At 66.3% G+C, this 18,261-nt stretch carries 14 protein-coding genes; 8 read left to right on the top strand and 6 right to left on the bottom strand.

Features of this window, described 5'->3' with window-relative positions:
* Positions 1–3,510, bottom strand: coding sequence for a DNA polymerase III subunit alpha (dnaE, locus tag IPV08_RS00805; protein ID WP_207410096.1), 3,510 nt, complete (start codon positions 3,508–3,510; stop codon positions 1–3).
* A 109-nt stretch (positions 3,511–3,619) separates the two neighbouring features.
* Positions 3,620–5,482 (bottom strand): ABC transporter transmembrane domain-containing protein, encoded by a 1,863-nt coding sequence (locus IPV08_RS00800; protein ID WP_207410094.1) that lies wholly within the window; start codon positions 5,480–5,482, stop codon positions 3,620–3,622.
* 188 nt (positions 5,483–5,670) lie between these two features.
* Between IPV08_RS00800 and rpmE the strand changes: the two genes are divergently transcribed.
* The gene (gene rpmE / locus IPV08_RS00795; protein WP_018045309.1) at positions 5,671–5,925 is read left to right on the top strand and encodes a 50S ribosomal protein L31; all 255 of its coding nucleotides are present in this window, start codon (positions 5,671–5,673) and stop codon (positions 5,923–5,925) included.
* Positions 5,926–6,044: 119 nt separating this feature from the next.
* Here the strand turns inward: rpmE and IPV08_RS00790 are convergent, their stop codons facing one another.
* Positions 6,045–6,572: a DUF1465 family protein gene (locus IPV08_RS00790; RefSeq protein WP_207410089.1), complete on the bottom strand. Its 528-nt coding sequence runs from the start codon at positions 6,570–6,572 to the stop codon at positions 6,045–6,047.
* 538 nt (positions 6,573–7,110) lie between these two features.
* On the opposite strand from IPV08_RS00790, the gene rpmH reads away from it, so the two are divergent.
* The 5 genes from rpmH to IPV08_RS00765 all read left to right on the top strand — a co-directional run bounded on the left by rpmH (position 7,111) and on the right by IPV08_RS00765 (position 11,047).
* Complete coding sequence (gene rpmH / locus IPV08_RS00785) at positions 7,111–7,245, top strand: 50S ribosomal protein L34 (protein ID WP_018045311.1); 135 nt, start codon at positions 7,111–7,113, stop codon at positions 7,243–7,245.
* Between the two features lie 67 nt (positions 7,246–7,312).
* Positions 7,313–7,957, top strand: a complete 645-nt coding sequence (rnpA, locus tag IPV08_RS00780) for a ribonuclease P protein component (RefSeq protein ID WP_210348138.1) — start codon at positions 7,313–7,315, stop codon at positions 7,955–7,957.
* Complete coding sequence (gene yidC, locus IPV08_RS00775) at positions 7,950–9,794, top strand: membrane protein insertase YidC (protein ID WP_207410079.1); 1,845 nt, start codon at positions 7,950–7,952, stop codon at positions 9,792–9,794. The genes rnpA and yidC overlap by 8 nt, the downstream gene beginning before the upstream one ends.
* 192 nt (positions 9,795–9,986) lie before the next feature.
* Positions 9,987–10,637, top strand: coding sequence for a ribosome biogenesis GTP-binding protein YihA/YsxC (yihA, locus tag IPV08_RS00770; protein ID WP_056432386.1), 651 nt, complete (start codon positions 9,987–9,989; stop codon positions 10,635–10,637).
* Entirely contained in the window at positions 10,634–11,047 is a 414-nt protein-coding gene (locus IPV08_RS00765; RefSeq protein ID WP_207410078.1) for a DUF423 domain-containing protein, read from the top strand. The genes yihA and IPV08_RS00765 overlap by 4 nt, the downstream gene beginning before the upstream one ends.
* 147 nt (positions 11,048–11,194) lie before the next feature.
* On the opposite strand, the gene IPV08_RS00760 is transcribed toward IPV08_RS00765, so the two are convergent.
* Positions 11,195–12,190 (bottom strand): calcium-binding protein, encoded by a 996-nt coding sequence (locus IPV08_RS00760; protein ID WP_207410077.1) that lies wholly within the window; start codon positions 12,188–12,190, stop codon positions 11,195–11,197.
* 541 nt (positions 12,191–12,731) lie between these two features.
* Here IPV08_RS00760 and IPV08_RS00755 point away from each other — a divergent pair.
* Positions 12,732–13,319, top strand: coding sequence for a hypothetical protein (locus tag IPV08_RS00755; protein WP_207410076.1), 588 nt, complete (start codon positions 12,732–12,734; stop codon positions 13,317–13,319).
* Between the two features lie 80 nt (positions 13,320–13,399).
* Here IPV08_RS00755 and IPV08_RS00750 read toward each other — a convergent pair whose 3' ends face one another.
* The gene (locus IPV08_RS00750) at positions 13,400–14,881 is read right to left on the bottom strand and encodes a TIGR00366 family protein (protein ID WP_246747702.1); all 1,482 of its coding nucleotides are present in this window, start codon (positions 14,879–14,881) and stop codon (positions 13,400–13,402) included.
* Between the two features lie 201 nt (positions 14,882–15,082).
* Here IPV08_RS00750 and IPV08_RS00745 point away from each other — a divergent pair, with 201 nt between their 5' ends.
* On the top strand, positions 15,083–15,427 hold the full coding sequence (locus IPV08_RS00745) for a hypothetical protein (protein WP_210348137.1): 345 nt from the start codon (positions 15,083–15,085) through the stop codon (positions 15,425–15,427).
* 128 nt (positions 15,428–15,555) lie between these two features.
* On the opposite strand, the gene clpB is transcribed toward IPV08_RS00745, so the two are convergent.
* Positions 15,556–18,186: an ATP-dependent chaperone ClpB gene (gene clpB, locus IPV08_RS00740; protein ID WP_207410074.1), complete on the bottom strand. Its 2,631-nt coding sequence runs from the start codon at positions 18,184–18,186 to the stop codon at positions 15,556–15,558.
* Between the last annotated feature and the right edge of the window lie 75 nt (positions 18,187–18,261).

Raw genomic sequence — 18,261 nt, 5'->3', positions numbered from 1 at the left:
TCAGTTCACTTCGACCTGCACCACACCGGGCACTGCCCGCAGGGCACCGGCGATCTGCGGCGTCGCCTGGTAGCGGCCGGGGAGCTTGACCTCGACCTCCCGGTCGCCGCCGTCGAGGAGGAGGATCAGAGAGACCTCGCCCTCGCCGCGTACCTGCAGGCGCTGCTGCACGCTGACGATGGGGCGCTCGTCGCGGAGATAGACGCGCATGCCCTTCTGGTGGCGTGCCACCGCCTCGTCGAGAGGCTCGGCGGTGACGATGCGCGCGCGCACATCCTCGCCTTCGAGATTGGCCTGGATCTGGAGCACAAGCGGGCGGCCGGGCTCCAGGATCTCGCGGTACTGGCCGAGGCCTTCCTGGAAGATGATCGCCTCAAAATGCCCTGTCTGGTCCGAGAGCGTGACGATGCCGAGCTTGTTGCCGGATTTGGTGCGGCGCTCCGACCGGTCGAGGACGGAAGCGGCGACCTTGCCGACGCTCGACGTGCCGGCGCGGACCGAGCGGCAGAACTCGGCCCAGCTCTGGACGCGCAGCTTCTCCAGCAGGCCGGCATATTCGTCGAGCGGATGGCCCGAGAGGAAGAAGCCGATGGCCTCGTATTCCTTCTTCAGCTTCTCGGCCATGGGCCAGGGCTCGTAGGTGGGCACCCGCAGGGTCACGTCGGCCGAAGCGATGCCGCCGAACATGTCGACGATGCCCGTATTGGCCGCCTCCGCCGCCCCTTGCGCCAGCTTCATCATCGGCTCGACGGCGGCGCAGGCCCGCGCGCGGTCGACCTCGATGCAATCCATGGCGCCGGCCGCCACGAGATTCTCCAGGGTGCGCTTGTTGATGAGGCGCGGGTTGAGCCGGCGCGCCAGGCAGGCGAGGTCCTTGAACGGCGTGTCTCCGCGCGCTTCCACAACGGCCTCGACGGCGGCCCGGCCCACGCCCTTGATGGCGGCGAGCGCATAACCGATGCGCCCGTCATGGACCTCGAAATTGACCCCCGAGGTGTTGATCGAGGGCGGGTCCACCGGGATGCCGAGGCGCTGGGCGTCCTGGCGGAACTCGGCGAGCTTGTCGGTGACGTCGATGTCGAGCTGCATCGCGGCGGCTAGGAACTCCACCGGGTAATTCGCCTTGAGATAGGCCGTCTGGTAGGTCAGCAGGGCGTAGGCGGCGGCGTGCGATTTGTTGAAGCCGTAATCGGCGAATTTCGCCAGCAGGTCGAAGATCTCGTTGGCCTTGGCCTCGGTGAGGCCGCGCTCCACCGAGCCCTTCACGAAACGGTCGCGCTGGGCGTCCATCTCGGCCTTGATCTTCTTGCCCATGGCGCGGCGGAGCATGTCGGCGTCGCCGAGCGAGTAGCCGGCCAGAAGCTTGGCCACCTCCATCACCTGCTCCTGGTAGACGATGATGCCGAAGGTTTCCTTGAGGATCGGCTCCAGCTTCTCGTGCGGGTACCAGCTCGCCTCGTTGCCGGCATCGCGGCCGAGCTTGCGCTCGCAATAGACCGGGATGTTGGCCATGGGGCCGGGCCGGTAGAGCGCCACGAGGGCGATGATGTCCTCGAACCGGTCGGCCTGCATCTCGACCAGCGCCTTGCGCATGCCGGCGGATTCCACCTGGAACACGCCCACCGTCTCGCCGCGCTTCATCGGCGTGTAGGTCGCCGCGTCGTCGAGGGGCAGCGAGGCGAGATCGACGATGATGCCGCGCTGCGCCAGGAGGTCGGTGCAGCAGCGCAGCATCGTCAGGGTCTTGAGGCCGAGGAAGTCGAACTTCACGAGGCCCGCCGCCTCCACCCATTTCATATTGAACTGGGTCACCCGCATCCCGGTCTTCGGGTCGCGGTAGAGCGGCACGAGCTGTTCCAGCGGCCGGTCGCCGATGACCACGCCCGCCGCGTGGGTCGAAGCGTGGCGGTGCAGACCCTCGAGCTTCTTGGCGATCTGCATCAACCGGGCGACGACGGGCTCCTCCTCCATCGCGGCCTGAAGCTTGGGCTCGCCCTCGATGGCCTGGACCAGGGTGACGGGGTTGGCCGGGTTCTGCGGCACCAGCTTCGTGAGCTTGTCGACCTGCCCGTAGGGCATTTCGAGGACGCGGCCGACGTCGCGCAGCACACCGCGCGCCTGCAGCGTACCGAAGGTGATGATCTGCGCGACCTGCTCGTGGCCGTAGCGTTCCTGCACGTACTGGATCACGCGCTCACGGCCATCGACGCAGAAATCGATGTCGAAATCCGGCATCGAGACGCGCTCGGGGTTGAGGAAGCGCTCGAACAGCAGGCCGAAGCGCAGGGGGTCGAGATCGGTGATCAGGAGCGCGTAGGCCACCAGCGAGCCGGCACCCGAACCACGGCCCGGCCCCACCGGGATGTCGTGGTCCTTGGCCCATTTGATGAAGTCCGACACGATGAGGAAGTAGCCGGGGAACTTCATCTTCACGATGACGTCGAGCTCGAAGGCCAGACGATCGCGATAGACTTGGCTGGTCATGCCCTCGCAGGGGCCGTGCTGGGCAAGGCGCAGTTCCAGCCCGGCCTCGGCCTGGCGGCGCAGTTCGGACGGCTCGTCGAGCGCGATCTCCTCGGCGACATCCGGCGAGACCGCCTCCACCGGCAGCGCGTCGAGAGCGGCCACGACGCCGAAATTCGGCAGGATCGGCTTGCGGGTGCGCACCCGATAGGTGCAGCGCATGGCGATTTCCACGGTGGCGGACAGGGCATCCGGCAGGTCGTGGAAGAGCTTGGCCATTTCGGCGCGGGTCTTGAAGCCGTGGCGCGGAGTGAGCTTGCGGCGGCGCTCGTCCGAGACGAGGCGCCCCTCGGCGATGGCGAGCAACGCGTCGTGGGCGTCGTAATCGTCAGGCTTGGCGAAGAACGGTTCGTTGGTGGCCACGATCGAGAGGCCGTTGGAATCGGCGAGCCGGATCAGCTCGCGCTCCACCATGCGCTCGTCATCGAGCCCGTGGCGCAGGATCTCCACGTAGAGCCGGTCCTCGCCGAAAGCCTGTTTCAGCTGGGCGAGGCGGGCGGCGGCGAGCTCGACACGTCCGCCGCGCAGGGCCGTATCGAGGGGGCCGGTGGTGCCACCCGTCAGGGCGATGAGGCCTTCCGCGTTCGCCGCCAGTGCCTCTACGGTGAGACGGGGCGCATCGCCCAGGGGGCCGTCGAAATAGGCACGGCTCGCCAGGCGCAGGAGGTTGCCGTAGCCGGCCTCGCTCTGCGCCAGCACGACGACGTTGGAGGTGGTGATCTGCGACAGCCGCGCCATCGGGTCCGGCGCCTCGAAAACCACCGAGAGTTGCATGCCGGCGATGGGCTGGATGCCCGTTCCGGCGGCCTTCTCGGAAAATTCCAGCGCCCCGAACAGGTTGTTGGTGTCGGTGAGCGCCAGCGCCGGCTGCCGGTCGGCGGCGGCCGCCTTGACGATGTCGCCGACCTTCAGCGCCCCTTCGAGCAGCGAGAAGGACGAGTGGACATGGAGGTGGACGAAACCGGGATCTTTGAGGATGCGCGCCATGACTCAACCCATCCCGAGTCGCGGTTCACGGTCCATTACCATTACCACATCCGGCGCATTTGCCTGTGGAGAGGGCCTTTCCCGCAACGCCCCCTCCCCGCATTGTCGCCTATTCGGCCGGCAGGGTGAACCGCTTCGTCTTCGGTTCTTTCCCCCGCGCCGTCTCATCGAGGGCGTCGGTGAATTGCAGGGCGGCCAGCTGCGCGTAGAGCGCCCCCTGCGCCAGCAAGCTCTCATGCGTTCCGGTCTCGACGATCCTGCCGCCGTCGAGGACGAGGATGCGGTCGGCAGCGCGGATCGTTGCCAGCCGATGGGCGATGACCAGGGTCGTGCGCCCCCGCATGAGCGTATCGAGCGCGGTCTGCACCGCGCGCTCGCTCTCGGCATCGAGGGCCGAGGTCGCTTCGTCGAGGAGCAGGATCGGCGCGTCCTTGAGAATGGCGCGGGCAATGGCGACACGCTGGCGCTGACCGCCGGACAGCGTGACGCCGCGCTCGCCGACCTGTGTGTCGTAGCCCTGCGGCAGGGCGCGGATGAAGCCGTCCGCATGGGCGAGTTCCGCCGCGCGATGAACCTCGGCCTCGCTCGCCCGTGGGCGACCGTAGCGGATGTTCTCGATCACCGAGCCGGAGAAGACAGTGGGATCCTGCGGCACGAGGGACATGCGCTCGCGGAGGGCATCCGGATCGACGCTGGCGATGTCGATTCCATCGACGCGCACGATGCCGGATTGCGGATCGTAGAAGCGCAGCAGCGCCTGCAGCACCGTGGTCTTGCCCGCCCCCGAAGGGCCGACGAGGGCGACGCGCTCCCCATGCGCCACCTGGAAGCTGATCCCGTCGAGGGAGGGATGCTCCGGCCGGGTCGGATAGGTCAGGCGGACCGATTCGAAGGCCACCTCGCCGCGCGGCGGCACCGGCAGGAGTTTCGGCTCGGCGGGTGCGCGGATCGCGGGCTCGGCGGCCAGAATCTCGCCAAGGCGCTCGGCGGCGCCGGCGGCCTGCGCGAGTTCGCCGTAGACCTCTGAAAGCTGCCCCAGGGCGCTGGCGCCGAATACCGCGTAGAGCACGAATTGCGAGAGCTGGCCCGCCGTCATCGTGCCGGCCAGCACCCCTTGGGCGCCGTACCACATGACCCCGACGACGCTGGCGGAGATGAGGAAGATCGCGACGCCGGTGAGCAGGGCGCGCGCCTTCACGGAGTCACGGGCGGCCGAATAGGCATTCTCGGAAGCCTGCCCAAAATGCTCCGCCGTGGCGCGACCCATGCCGAAGGCCTGCATGGTGCGAATCGCCCCGATCGCCTCCGCCGCATAGGCCGAGGCGTCGGCGAGCCGGTCCTGCGCCGCGCGGGAACGCCGCCGCACGCCGCGTCCGGACAGGATCAGCGGGAACACGATGAGCGGGATCGCCACGAGAACCAGGATCGACAGTTTGGGACTGGTGATGACCATCATCACCACTGCGCCGACGAACAGGAAGGCGTTTCGCAGCAGGATCGAGATGGAGACCCCGAACACGGCCTTGACCTGGGTCGCGTCGGCGGTGAGCCGGGAGACGATCTCGCCCGATTGCGTGCGGTCGAAGAAAGCGGGATCGAGGATGGTGAGGCGGGCGAAGACCGCGCTGCGCAGGTCCGCGACCACGCGCTCACCCAGCGTCACCACGGTGTAGTACCGGGCGGCACTCGACAGGGCGAGCACCGACACCACGCCGATCAGAGCCATGAAGTAAGCGTCGATGACGCTGTGGCCTTCGGGCGAGAAGCCGTGGTCGATCACCCGGCGCAGGGCGATCGGCACCACGAGGGTCGCAACCGAGGCCGAAAGCAGCGACAGGAACGCCGCGAGGATGCGACCGCGATAGACCAAGGCGAAGGGAATCAGCGGCCTCAGCGACCCGAGAGGAGCTTTGCCGCGACCGTTGCCGCCCGGGCCTTCGCCCTGTGAATTCTTTTTACGCCCGCGAGCCATCGTGCCTCGTCATCATCCCCGACACAGAATCGGTTTCAAGAAAATAGCGGTCCCGACGATCTCCCGCGCCCGACCGCTTGTTCGGAAGAAGCACGTGGGGTATAGGCCCGCCTTCATCCGATTGCGCGTGATCTAAGGCCGCGGGCCGCCAGGCGGGCCGGTCGGCGTGGCTATTCAAGGATTTCGTCATGGCAAAGAGTGCGGCCGACAAGGCCAAGGGTACCGAACATCCCGACTACCATTTCATCAAGGTCGTGATGACCGATGGGTCCGACTACATGACCCGGTCGACCTACGGCAAGGAGGGCGACACCCTCAACCTCGACATCGACCCGAATACGCACCCGGCCTGGACTGGCGGCGAGCAGAAGATGCTTGATCGCGGCGGCCGTGTTTCGCGGTTCAACTCGCGCTTCGGCGCCCTGTCCTTCGGCAAGAAGTGATTCGAGCGAACTGACCGCCGCGACCGGTTGGTGGCGGCGGAGGGTTTTGGATACGCGAAAGGGCGGCGCCATCGAGGCGCCGCCCTTTCGCGTTTCAGGCATCGAAGCCCAACCCTGTTTCAGTGGGCGGTACCGAAGGCGCTCCGCAGCAGACCCTGCTGCGCGGCGACGGGGCTTTCCCCGAAGACCGGGGTCGGGCGGTCGTCGGAGATGAGGCCGTCGAGATGCAGGATGCGGGCGTGGAGCCGGCGCGAGCGGACGGTGAGGTCCTGAAGGCGGGCCGGGAGAGTGACGAAGGTCTCGGCGCGGAAGGTCTCCGGTGTCGCGAGACGGACGCGGGTCTTCTCCTGGAGGGCCTGGGCGGGGGTGATCTCGCCCTCCGACACGGCACGCTGCACCAGAAGCCACGACGCGATCTGCATGAGCCGGGTGGTGAGGCGCATGCTCTCGCTGGCATAGGACAGGGTGCTGTCGCGCGACAGCAGCCGCGATTCCTCGCGTCCATCGCCATCGAGATAGACCGCGGCTTCTTCGACCATGGTCATGCCTTCGCGGAACAGGACGCGAAAGGCCTCGGAATTCACATACGTGTCGCCGAAGTTGACCCAGTCCCGCTCGTCGCGAAAGGTGACATCCAACTCGTTCATCCTGCCTCCTGTGCCGCTACCGGACCGCTTTGTCCCGATCTGAGACACGATCAGTGCGTTCGCGACCAGAGGCGCAACACTAGCGCCGAACGTGCCGCCCCGCGCCGTTGACCGGAGATTAACGTTAATGGGCCGGACTGGTGCCGATGAAACCGCATTTGGCGACGTCGTTCCGCGAATCGGCGGAACGAAAAAAAAGCCGCCCGGAGGGGCGGCTTTGGTGAAGTCGACAGAGGCATCAAAACAGCGGCAGACCGAAATCTGCCCCACATCCGGAAAACCGGATATGATTTCTTCATAAGCTGAAAAGGTTAACGCCCGACTAAGGGCGGACACGGTCCGGCGACAGAACGGGCGCTGGGAAATGCCCGCGCCAGAATTGACTTCGCCCCCCCTCTCCGCCATAAGCCGCGCCATCGCGTTGCCGCGCCCCATGTGGGCGCTCTTCGCGCTTGCAGACACATTTCAGGGCGAGTGAAGATGTCGGTGGGGCTCCTGCAGCCAGCCGGATCGATCCTCGGCCATCGGAGATCGCGCCATGAAGAGAACCTATCAGCCCAGCAAGCTCGTGCGTAAGCGTCGTCACGGCTTCCGCGCTCGCATGGCGACGGCCGGCGGCCGCAAGGTCATCGCTGCCCGCCGCTCGCACGGTCGCAAGAAGCTCTCGGCCTGATTTCTAGGCGCCCCGGCGGCGTAGTCCGCTGGGGTAGGCCTTGATCAACCCGAGGCTTGCCCAAGCGATGACCTCGCCCCTTGGCCGCAGGATCGAACCGGCAGTGTCGACGATCGGACGGCTGAAGCGGAGACCGGACTTTCTCGCTGCTGCGGGAGGGCGCCGTTTTCACACCGAGCTCATGAGTGCCCAAGGCCGGCTGCGTCATGCGGCCGGCACGCCTGTGCCTGCCACCTCGGAGAGCGCGGCGGTCGATGGACTTCGCATCGGCTTCACGATCACCAAGCGGGTCGGTCACGCGACGGAGCGCAACCGCATCCGCCGCCGATTGCGCGATGCCGTGAAGCGCGCAGCAGCCGAGTTGCCGTCCGCCGAGGCCGATATCGTGCTCGTGGCCCGTCGCCCCGCTCTGCATGCGCCTTTCGACACGCTGGTCGCCGATCTGCGCCGTTCCGTTGGCGCGGTGATCAAGCCGAGCGACGGCAGGCAGCAGGGTCAGAAGAACCGCCCCGGACGTGGGAAAGGTCGCCTCGGCGCGGCCAACCCGGCCGATGCCGTGAAAGGCCCGGTTCGCGGCGCCCCGACACCATCCTGCCATCATGCGGCCGATGCGCCCCTGCAGCACGAGGCGCCGTCGATGCCTCGCGCGGCGAGCGGAGCCTTCGACGCCTCCCCTCCTTCGAACACACGCGACGGATCTCTCGATGGGTAATGACAAGACGAACATGATCGTCGCGATCGCCTTGTCGCTGGCGGTCCTGCTCGGGTGGAACTACTTCATCGCCGCCCCCCGCGTGGAGCAGCAGCGTCAGGCCGAGCTTCAGAACAAGGCTGCGGCCCAGGCTGCCAACCCGACCGGCGCTCCTTCGGCGAGCCCGGCGGAAGGTGGTCCCTCGGCTCCCGTTCCGGGCACCCTGCCGAACGCGGCCGTATCGGTGGAGAGCCGCGAGGCGGCTCTGGCCCGTTCCCCGCGCGTGGCCATCGACACCCCGGCCCTGGCCGGTTCGATCGCCCTGAAGGGTGGCCGCGTCGATGACGTCTCGCTCAAGGGCTACCACGAGACCGTGAGCGATTCGAGCCCGCGCATCGTGCTGCTCTCGCCCACCGGTAGCGCGAACCCGTATTACGCAGAATTCGGCTGGGTCGGTCAGAACACAGGCCCCCTCCCCACGGGCGACACGGTGTGGACCGCCGATGCCGCCGCGCTGACGCCGGCAAAGCCTCTGACCCTCACCTACGACAACGGCGCAGGCCTGCTGTTCAAGCGCGTCATCGCCGTCGACGACAAGTTCATGTTCACGATCCGCGACGAGGTCGAGAACAAGGGGGCGAACGCCGTCACGCTGTATCCGTATGGGCTGGTCTCGCGCTGGGGCAAGCCAACGACGCAGGGCTATTACGTGCTGCATGAGGGCATGATCGGCGTCCTCGGCGCCGACGGCCTGCAGGAATACACCTATGACCACGTTGCCAAGGAGCCGGCGCTCGGCAATGCCGGCACCAAGGGCAAGGCCTGGGCGAACGTGAGCGGCGGCTTCGTCGGCATCACCGACAAGTACTGGGCCGCGGCCACGATCCCGGACCAGGCCTCCCCCTATACCGGCAGCTTCACCGAGCGCACCGACGGCGCCACCAAGGTCTATCAGGCCAGCGTGCGCGGCGATGGCCGCAGCGTCGACCCGGGCGCGACCGTGACGTCGACCCAGCAGCTCTTCGCCGGTGCCAAGGAAGTCAACACGATCAACGGCTACCAGAAGGATCTCGGCATCAAGCAGTTCGATCTGATGATCGACTGGGGCTGGTTCCACTTCATCACCAAGCCAATGTTCCGCGCGTTGGACTTCTTCTTCCATCTGTTCGGCAATTTCGGCGTGTCGATCCTGGTGGTGACCTTCTGCCTGAAGCTGCTGTTCCTGCCGATCGCCAACAAGTCGTACCAGTCCATGGCCAAGATGAAGGCCGTGCAGCCGGAGATGGCCTCGATCCGCGAGCGCTACGGCGACGACAAGATGAAGCAGCAACAGGCGATGATGGAGCTGTACAAGAAGGAGAAGATCAACCCGGTCGCCGGCTGCTGGCCGGTGCTGATCCAGATCCCGGTCTTCTTCGCGCTCTACAAGGTCCTGTTCATCACCATCGAGATGCGGCATGCGCCGTTCTTCGGCTGGATCCAGGATCTCGCCGCTCCCGATCCGACGAACATCCTGAACCTGTTCGGGCTCCTGCCCTTCGCTGCCCCGGACTTCATCCATCTCGGCATCTGGCCGATCGTGATGGGCATCACGATGTTCATCCAGATGAAGATGAATCCCGCGCCGCCGGACCCGGTCCAGGCGCAGATCTTCACCTTCATGCCCATCGTGTTCACCTTCATGCTCGGCTCGTTCCCGGCCGGTCTGGTGATCTACTGGGCCTGGAACAACACCCTCTCGGTCATCCAGCAATACGTCATCATGCGCCGTAACGGCGTGAAGGTGGAGTTGTGGGACAACCTCGGGGGGATGTTCAAGAAGAAGCCCGCCGACAAGAACGCACCGGCCAAGAGCTAGGCTTCGCGTTCTTCCCAACGAGACCACCCCGGCTCCTCATCCCGAGACGCCGGAGCGAAGCGGAGGCCTCGAAAGAGGCCTCCAGGACCCGACGCGGTTTCTGGACGCCTCCTTCGAGGCCGCTTCGCGGCACCTCAGGATGAGGTCGATGGTGGGACACGTCACGTTTCCCTCTCTCAGCCGGAGACCATGATGACCGAGCCCGAAGCCGACGCAGCCCTCCTCGAATCCGGCCGCCTGCTGTTCGCGGGAGTGGCTGATTTCCTGTCCTCCGCGCCGAACGTCGCCGCGCTGCCGCCGATGAAGGGCGTCGAGATCGCCTTTGCCGGGCGCTCCAATGTCGGCAAGTCGAGCCTCGTCAACGCACTGACCGGCCGCAATACCCTGGCGCGGACGTCGCATACGCCGGGCCGGACGCAGCAACTCAACTTCTTCGATATCGGCGGGCGACTGACCCTGGTGGACATGCCCGGCTACGGCTACGCGGCCGTGGAGAAGACCAAGGTCGAGGCCTGGACCGACCTGATCCACGACTACCTCAAGGGTCGCGCCAATCTCGCCCGCGTCTTCATGTTGATCGATTCCCGCCACGGATTGAAGAGCATCGATACCGACGTGCTCGACGGGCTCGACAAGGCCGCCGTGAGCTATCAGATCGTCCTGACCAAGGGCGATGCCCTGAAGAAGGCCGAAGTCGATGCGCGCATTGCCGGCATCCGCTCCGCCATCGCCAAGCGCCCGGCGGCCTACCCCGAAATCCTGATCACATCCAGCCGCGACGACCGTGGCGTGCCGGAACTACGGGCGAGCGTCGCCCGGATCCTGGCCGAGCGCGGCGCATGACCGGCTTCGACCGCGCCCTCCTTGCTCTCGGCGCGCTCGCCGGCCTGCTCGGCGTCGCCGCTAGCGCGGCCGCGGCCCATATCCCCGGGGCCGACAGCCTGAAGACGGCGGCGCAGTTTCTGCTGTTCCACGCGCCCGCCATCATCGCACTCGTGGCCCTGACGGCTACCGGGATCACTCACCGCCTCACGACCCGGGTCGCCGCGGCCGCCCTGGTGATCGGACTCGCGCTGTTCTCCGGTGATCTGTCCTTGCGCGCCCTGAAGGGCATTCCGCTCTTTCCGATGGCCGCGCCGACCGGCGGCGTCATCCTGATGGCCGGCTGGCTGGTCGCGGCATTGGCCGCTTTCGTTCCGTCGCGGACCCGACAGGGGCCACTTGGCCAGCACACGCCCGCAATTCGATCCTAGCGACACCTCGACCCTGGGCGCGTTCGTCCAAGGTCGAGGGGCGGATCGGAGTGGCACCCGGTCCTTGCAGTGCCTCGAGAAAGTTCCGGTTCACATACGGCTCTCGTTCCGAACCTTAGAGCAGAACGGAAGTTCTACGGGTGGGACTCAGACGAACAGGAAATCGGTCGCGTGCAGATCCGCGACCTGCAGGCCGGCGAGCCTGATGCTGCCCTCGTCATACTGAATGACGACGCCGGCGCTGGTGTTCTCGGCGTGAGAGACCACGGCGGCAAAGGAGCCCAGCACATCCTTCTCCAGGCGAATGACGTCGGGCGAGCCCGATCCGGGGCTGAAGTCGGTGATGACGTCCTTGCCTGTGAGCCGATCGAAAACGAAGGTATCGCGGCCGGCGCCGCCGGTCAGCCTGTCGTTGCCGGTCCCGCCGATCAGCGTGTCATTGCCGTCATCGCCTCGGAGCGAGTCGTTGCCGGCGTCGCCGAACAGGATGTCGGCGCTCGACCCGCCGTTCAGTACGTCCTTCCCTTCGCCCCCGAACAGTTTGTCCGACGAGCCATCCCCCGAAAGGACATCGTCGCCGCTGGCGCCCACGACCCGGTCCACCCCGTCCCCGCCCTGAAGCGTGTCGTTGCCGGCACCGCCATTGAGTTGGTCGTCCCCGATGTTGCCGCTCAGGAGATTGTTGGCGGCATCGCCCGTAAGCTTATCGTTCTGGTCGGTCCCACTCACATTCTCGACGCCGGAGACGGTTTGCTTGCCTTCTTCACCCCCGACGATGAAATAAGACTTCTGGCTCAGATTGACGTTGGCGGCTCGGTCGAAAGCAAAGAACGCGAGGGTATCGGTACCCGACTGGCCGTAGACGTCGTCGATGAACAAGTCGTAGCGCATGACGAACCGGTCATCGCCAGATCCGCCGTAGAGCGTATCGACGCCGTTATCTCCGATCAGCAGATCGTTGCCACCGCCGCCATAGAGGGTGTCGCTGCCGATATAATTCGTCGCCGAATCGGAGTCGCCAAAAATGGTATCATTCCCGCCTCGACCGTAGATCACATCGTTGCCACTGTAGCCGAGAATATAGTCTTTCTCGTCAGTCACACCCGTGCTGTAATCTATGAGATCGGCCTGACCCGTGCCCATTACATACGCCATGACGTTCCTTCCCTTCGCATTCTCCAACGAGGATCGAGTTGCATGACAAGCTTAAACATTTGCAGGCAGACAGGCAATCAAGAAATATATACTTGATTTATATGAGTATTAACTAGAACTCTGGTCTTTGCCTGCAGTTTTCAACGCCCTCGACGCCTCATCCTTGATGGCCTCCTTCACGGGATCGAGGTGTTCGCCCAATGAGGGGACGGCGCGGAATCATCCTTCGCGAGTGCCCAACCCCGATGGGCGGGGCATGAAATCTCGGCGCTCAGACGAGAGGATCAGTCATCACCGGCAGGGCGAAGTCGGCAATATTGAATGCTCCACGCCATCGGCCGGGCATCCGAATGGATCGAGACGACACAGGCTACAGCGAGATCCCGTTCACCCGCGTTACCACCGCCCTGATCACGGACCGGCGCTGACGCACCGGTTCGCCGTGACCGCCTTCTAGATCACCGTCGCCATCGGCCTGCGGGGGTGATGGTATACGCTCTCTCACCCCCCGCGCCGGAGGGAGGATCGCTTGCTGAAACCCTGGATTCTGCTCGCCGCCTGCCTTGCGGCCTTCCCCGCCAGCGCCGCGCCGATCGAGGAGAACGAGCCGTTGGTGATGCGGATCATCTTCGAGGATTGCCTCGGTTATATCCGCCACGGCCGCACGCCGTTCCGGGGGCTCGCGACGCGGCCCGCCTCGCGTGAGGCGATCGACACCATCCCACACCGTGCACCGGACCGGGAGAAGGCGGTGGAGCTTTTGTCGCCGCGCTACGTCGCATCCTGGGGGCAGGACAATAACGGCAGGCACTGCCTCATCCGTACGGTCTGGCAGGCCGAGCCCGACGCCCGGCCAATGCGCCTTGGCGTGCGAAGTGAGGGCTTCCTCCAGCGCGTCGATGCGCGCGCCCGCGCCGAGGGTCTGACGAGCAGCGGTATGGCGGATGCATTCACGCCGATATCCGTCAGCTCCTGGTCAGAGGGCGAAACCGGCCATGACAGCGGTCCGCTGCGGCCGGTCAGTTTCTCGCTCGTGGCCTCGGCCGCCGACGAGGCCCGGGGCCTCGCCGATGCGGGCGTGATCGCCATGGGCGGTCCGCCGCAGGGACGCCCTTGAAAGCCCGCCCCTCGTCCTATGCGGTAGAGCGGCGGGCTCGCGCCACGTAGTCGGGTCAGGCCCGAGAAACAGGCCGTCCCCTACGGCATCACTGGAGGGTGGTAGGTGAGCGTGAAGGCGAGCGCCCAGAGCAGGAACAGCACCACCGGCAGATGGATGATGAGCTGAAGGAAGCTGAACCCTACGATGTCGCGGGCCTTGAGGCCGAGGATGCCGAGAAGCGGCAACATCCAGAACGGGTTGATCAGGTTCGGCAGCGCTTCGGCAGCGTTGTAGATCATCACCGCCCAGCCGAGATGGACCTGCAGCTCGTTGGCCGCCTGCATCACGTAGGGCGCTTCCAGCAGCCATTTGCCGCCGCCCGACGGCACGAAGAAGCCGAGCACCGCCGAATAGACGCCCATGGAAATCGGGAAGCTGCCCGTGGTGTTCAGCGCCACGAACGCGTGAGTGATGACATCCGAGACCGAGGTACCGCCCGCGTTCTTCGCGTTGGTCAGCATGGCGCTGATCGCCGCGTAGAGGGGGAACTGGATCAGCACACCGGCGGTGGCCGGCACCGCCTTCGCCACGGAGGCGAGGAAGTTCCGCGGCCGCCAATGCAGCAGCAGGCCGAGGGTGAGGAAGAGCAGGTTGTAGGTGTTGAGGTTGGAGATCGCGGTGATCCAGGATTGGCGCGCGAATTCCTGGTAGAGCCAGCCGGCGGCGATGATGACGAGGAGCAGGGTCAGGATCGGCGAATGCTCCAGCCATTCCGAGGGCTGCTGCGGCCGAGACTCGTCCGGCTTGTCGCGCGAGACGTCGAGGCCGAGATCGTCGGCCGTCACGGCGGTGGCGGGCTGCGGCGCCGAGACATAGGCGATGATGATCGAGATCACGAAGAGGATCAGGGCGATCAGCATCGACTGCCAGAGGAAGATCGTCTCGCTGAACGGGATCACGCCGGTGATCGGCAGCAGGCTCGGCGGCAAGCTCTTCGGATTGGCCTGGAGCTGGGCGGCCGATGAGCTGAGCCCCATGGCCCAGGTGGCGCCGAGCCCGAGATAGGCCGCGGCACCGGCGGCCCGGTAATCCATGCGAAGTTCGGTGCGGCGGGCGAGCGCGCGGGCGAGAAGGCCGCCGAAGATCAGGCTGAGGCCCCAGCTCAGGAACGACGACAGCATCGTCGCCGCCGCCACGAAGCCGACCGCGCCCCGGCCGGTCTTCGGCACGAGGGCGAGCCGGTCGATCAGCCGCTGCACCGGCGGCGCCGTCGCCACCACGTAGCCGCCGATGGTGACGAAGGCCATCTGCATGGTGAAGGGGATCAGGCTCCAGAACCCGTCACCGAAGCTCTTGGCCACCACCATCGCGGGCGCGCCGTTAGCGAGCGCCCCGAGGGCCACGATGACCACCGCGATGGCCACGAAGATGAACGCGTCGGGAAACCAGCGCTCGGCCCAGACGGTGAAGCGGATGCCGAGGCGGGACAGGGCGCCATCGGTGGCGACTTCGCCGACGGGACGGCCGGTTCCCGGTTTGGACTGAACCGGATCGCGGGATTCTGGACTGGGTGCCGACATCTGAAATCCCGCCGTGATCCGGCCTGGTCCACCAAGCCGATGCCGTGCATGTTGCCCAAACATGGAGCAGGCTCAAGCCCGGCTTTTTGGCTTGTCACCAAGCTAAAGTCAGCGGGGATGGGTCGCCTTCAACCTTCCTTCAGTACCGCGGGTCTCACTATGCGCCGCGATCCTTCCAGGGGATGACGTGTGACACGGCCAGTGAGCAAATCCGTCCAGGAGATCATTCGCGACCGTCGCCCCAATGCGGATGCGCCGTTCCGTGATCTCACCGATGGAATGGAAACCGGCCCTTCTGACAACGGAAGGAGGGCCGACGGCTCGCAACTGGCCTGGCTGTTCGGCATCCTTGCCAGCGCCGCAGCGATTGCCGGTGCTGTGCTCGTCGTCCTGGCGGCGCCACCTGTGTTCGACTGCCGAAACCGGGCCGAACAGGGCTTCTTCGTAGGACAGACCTATGGTGGCTGCGTAGCAAGTGAGGTTTCGGCGCGGTGGAACCTGCTCGAACAGCGCGTGAAGCTGGCACTGCGCGGCTCGGGTCGATGAACTGCGCTTTCTTCCCCGTGCCAGGAACCCCGTCTATTCAGAAGTTATCCGAGAGGTGGTGGCGACTGCCATGAGATCGGCTTCCGGCGGAGGCGGTCCCCGCCGGAAGCATGGAAGCGAACCTCGCCTCAGTTGAGCGTGGCGCTCGCCGGACGCCGCTCCGGTAAAGCGGGATCGTCGCCGATCATCAGGCCGGATGGGCCGAGCCGGACCGGCACCGCCTCGCCGTCATGGATGCGGCCCGCGAGCAGTTGCTCGGCCAGCCGGTCCTGCACCGCCTTCTGGATGACGCGCTTGAGCGGACGCGCCCCGTAGGCCGGGTCGTAGCCCTTGTCGGCCAGCCAGTCGCGGGCATCGGGCTCCACGTCGAGGGCGATCTTGCGCTCGTCGAGGAGGGTCTGGAGGCGCCCAAGCTGGATATCGACGATCGCCCCCATCTCGGACCGCCGGAGACGGTGGAACAGGATGATCTCGTCGATGCGGTTGAGGAATTCCGGCCGGAAATGATGGCGGACCACGCCCATCACCTCCTCGCGGACCTCATCCGTATCCTGCCCCTCCGTCTGCGCCACCAGATATTCCGACCCGAGATTCGAGGTCATGATCAGGAGCGTATTGCGGAAATCCACCGTCCGCCCCTGCCCGTCCGTCAGGCGTCCATCGTCGAGAACCTGCAACAGGACGTTGAACACGTCCGGATGCGCCTTCTCGATCTCGTCGAACAGCACGACCTGATACGGCCGGCGCCGCACAGCCTCGGTGAGCGCACCGCCCTCCTCGTAGCCGACATAGCCCGGAGGCGCGCCGATCAGCCGGGCGACGGAATGCTTCTCCATGTATTCCGACATGTCGATGCGCACGAGGGCCGTGTCGTCGTCGAACAGGAAACCGGCCAACGCCTTGGTCAGCTCGGTCTTGCCGACGCCCGTCGGCCCGAGGAACATGAACGAGCCGATCGGCCGGTTCGGATCCTGCAGGCCGGCGCGGGCACGCCGCACGGCGGTGGCCACCGCCTCGACGGCTTCCCGCTGGCCGATGACGCGCTTGCCCAGTTCGGCCTCCATGCCGAGAAGCTTCTCGCGCTCGCCCTCCAGCATCTTGTCCACGGGCACGCCGGTCCAGCGCGAGACGACGCCCGCGATATGGGCCGGCGTCACCGCCTCCTCGACCATGCCGTCGCGGGCGACAGCGCTTTCGGCGGCCGCCTCGTTCTCGGCGAGCTCCCGCTCCAACCCAGGAATCACGCCGTAGGCGAGTTCACCCGCGCGCTGGTACTGGCCCTGGCGCTGGGCCGAGGCGAGTTCGTTGCGCGCCTCGTCGAGCTTCTTCTTAAGCTCGGCCGCCGCACCCAACTTGTCCTTCTCGGCCTTCCAGCGGGAGGTGATCGCGGCCGACTGCTCTTCGAGATCGGCCAGTTCCTTCTCCAGCCGCACCAGACGGTCGCGGGAGGCGGAATCGGTCTCCTTCTTCAGCGCCTCGCCCTCGATCTTGAGGCGGACTACCTCACGGTCGATGTTGTCGAGCTCCTCCGGCTTCGAATCCACCTGCATGCGCAGGCGCGACCCGGCCTCGTCCATCAGGTCGATGGCTTTATCGGGCAGGAAGCGGTCGGTGATGTAGCGGTTCGACAGAGTCGCGGCCGCCACGAGGGCAGCGTCCTGAATGCGCACGCCGTGATGCTGCTCGTACTTCTCCTTGATGCCGCGCAGGATCGAGACCGTGTCCTCGACCGTGGGCTCGGACACGAAGACGGGCTGGAAGCGGCGGGCCAAGGCCGCGTCCTTCTCCACATGCTTGCGGTATTCGTCGAGCGTGGTCGCGCCGACGCAATGCAGCTCGCCGCGTGCCAGAGCGGGCTTGAGCAGATTCGAGGCGTCCATCGCCCCGTCCGCCTTCCCGGCTCCCACCAGCGTGTGCATTTCGTCGATGAACAGGATGATGCCGCCGGCGGCCGAGGTGACCTCGGAGAGCACGCCCTTCAGCCGCTCCTCGAACTCGCCGCGATATTTCGCGCCGGCGATCAGCGCACCCATGTCGAGGGCGAGCAGGCTCTTGTCCTTCAAGCTCTCCGGCACGTCGCCATCGACGATGCGAAGGGCCAATCCTTCGACGATGGCGGTCTTGCCGACGCCGGGTTCGCCGATCAGAACCGGGTTGTTCTTAGTGCGCCGGGACAGGACCTGGATGGTGCGGCGGATCTCCTCGTCGCGACCGATCACCGGGTCGAGCGTGCCCTCGCGGGCGGCCTCGGTGAGGTCGCGGGCGTATTTCTTCAGGGCGTCATAGGCGTTCTCGGCCGTGGCGTTGTCGGCCGTGCGGCCCTTGCGGAGCGCGTTGATGGCGGCGTTCAGCGACGCGGCGGTGACGCCGGCGGCGGCGAGGGCACGGCCGGATTCGGTGTCCTTCTCCACGGCGAGGGCCAGGAGCAGGCGCTCGACGGTGACGTAGGAATCACCCGCCTTCTGGGCGGCCTTCTCGGCGGTGTCGAACAGGCGCACGAGTTCGCGCGTCGCCTGGGGCTGCGCGGAATTACCCGAAACCTTGGGCTGCTTGGCCAACCACTGCTCGACCTGGGCGAGCGCCACGCGGGACTGTCCGCCGGCGCGGTCGATCAGGCCGGCACAGAGCCCCTCGGGATCGTCGAGGAGCACCTTCAGGAGGTGGCCGGGCTGCAATTGCGGGTGGCCTTCGCGAAGGGCCAGGGATTGCGCGGCCTGGACGAAGCCGCGGGCGCGTTCGGTATAGATCTCGAAATTCATGTCTTTCCTCTCCCCCGTGCCGACGATCCACCGCCCGCCAAGCGGCGCGGCCCCGTCGAGACGTCGCTCCCCGAC

The organism is Methylobacterium sp. SD274, from assembly GCF_017355285.1.
Classification (GTDB): Bacteria; Pseudomonadota; Alphaproteobacteria; order Rhizobiales; family Beijerinckiaceae; genus Methylobacterium.
The sequence above is the reverse complement of the archived record's forward strand: the minus strand, read 5'-3'. Positions and strand labels throughout refer to the sequence as shown.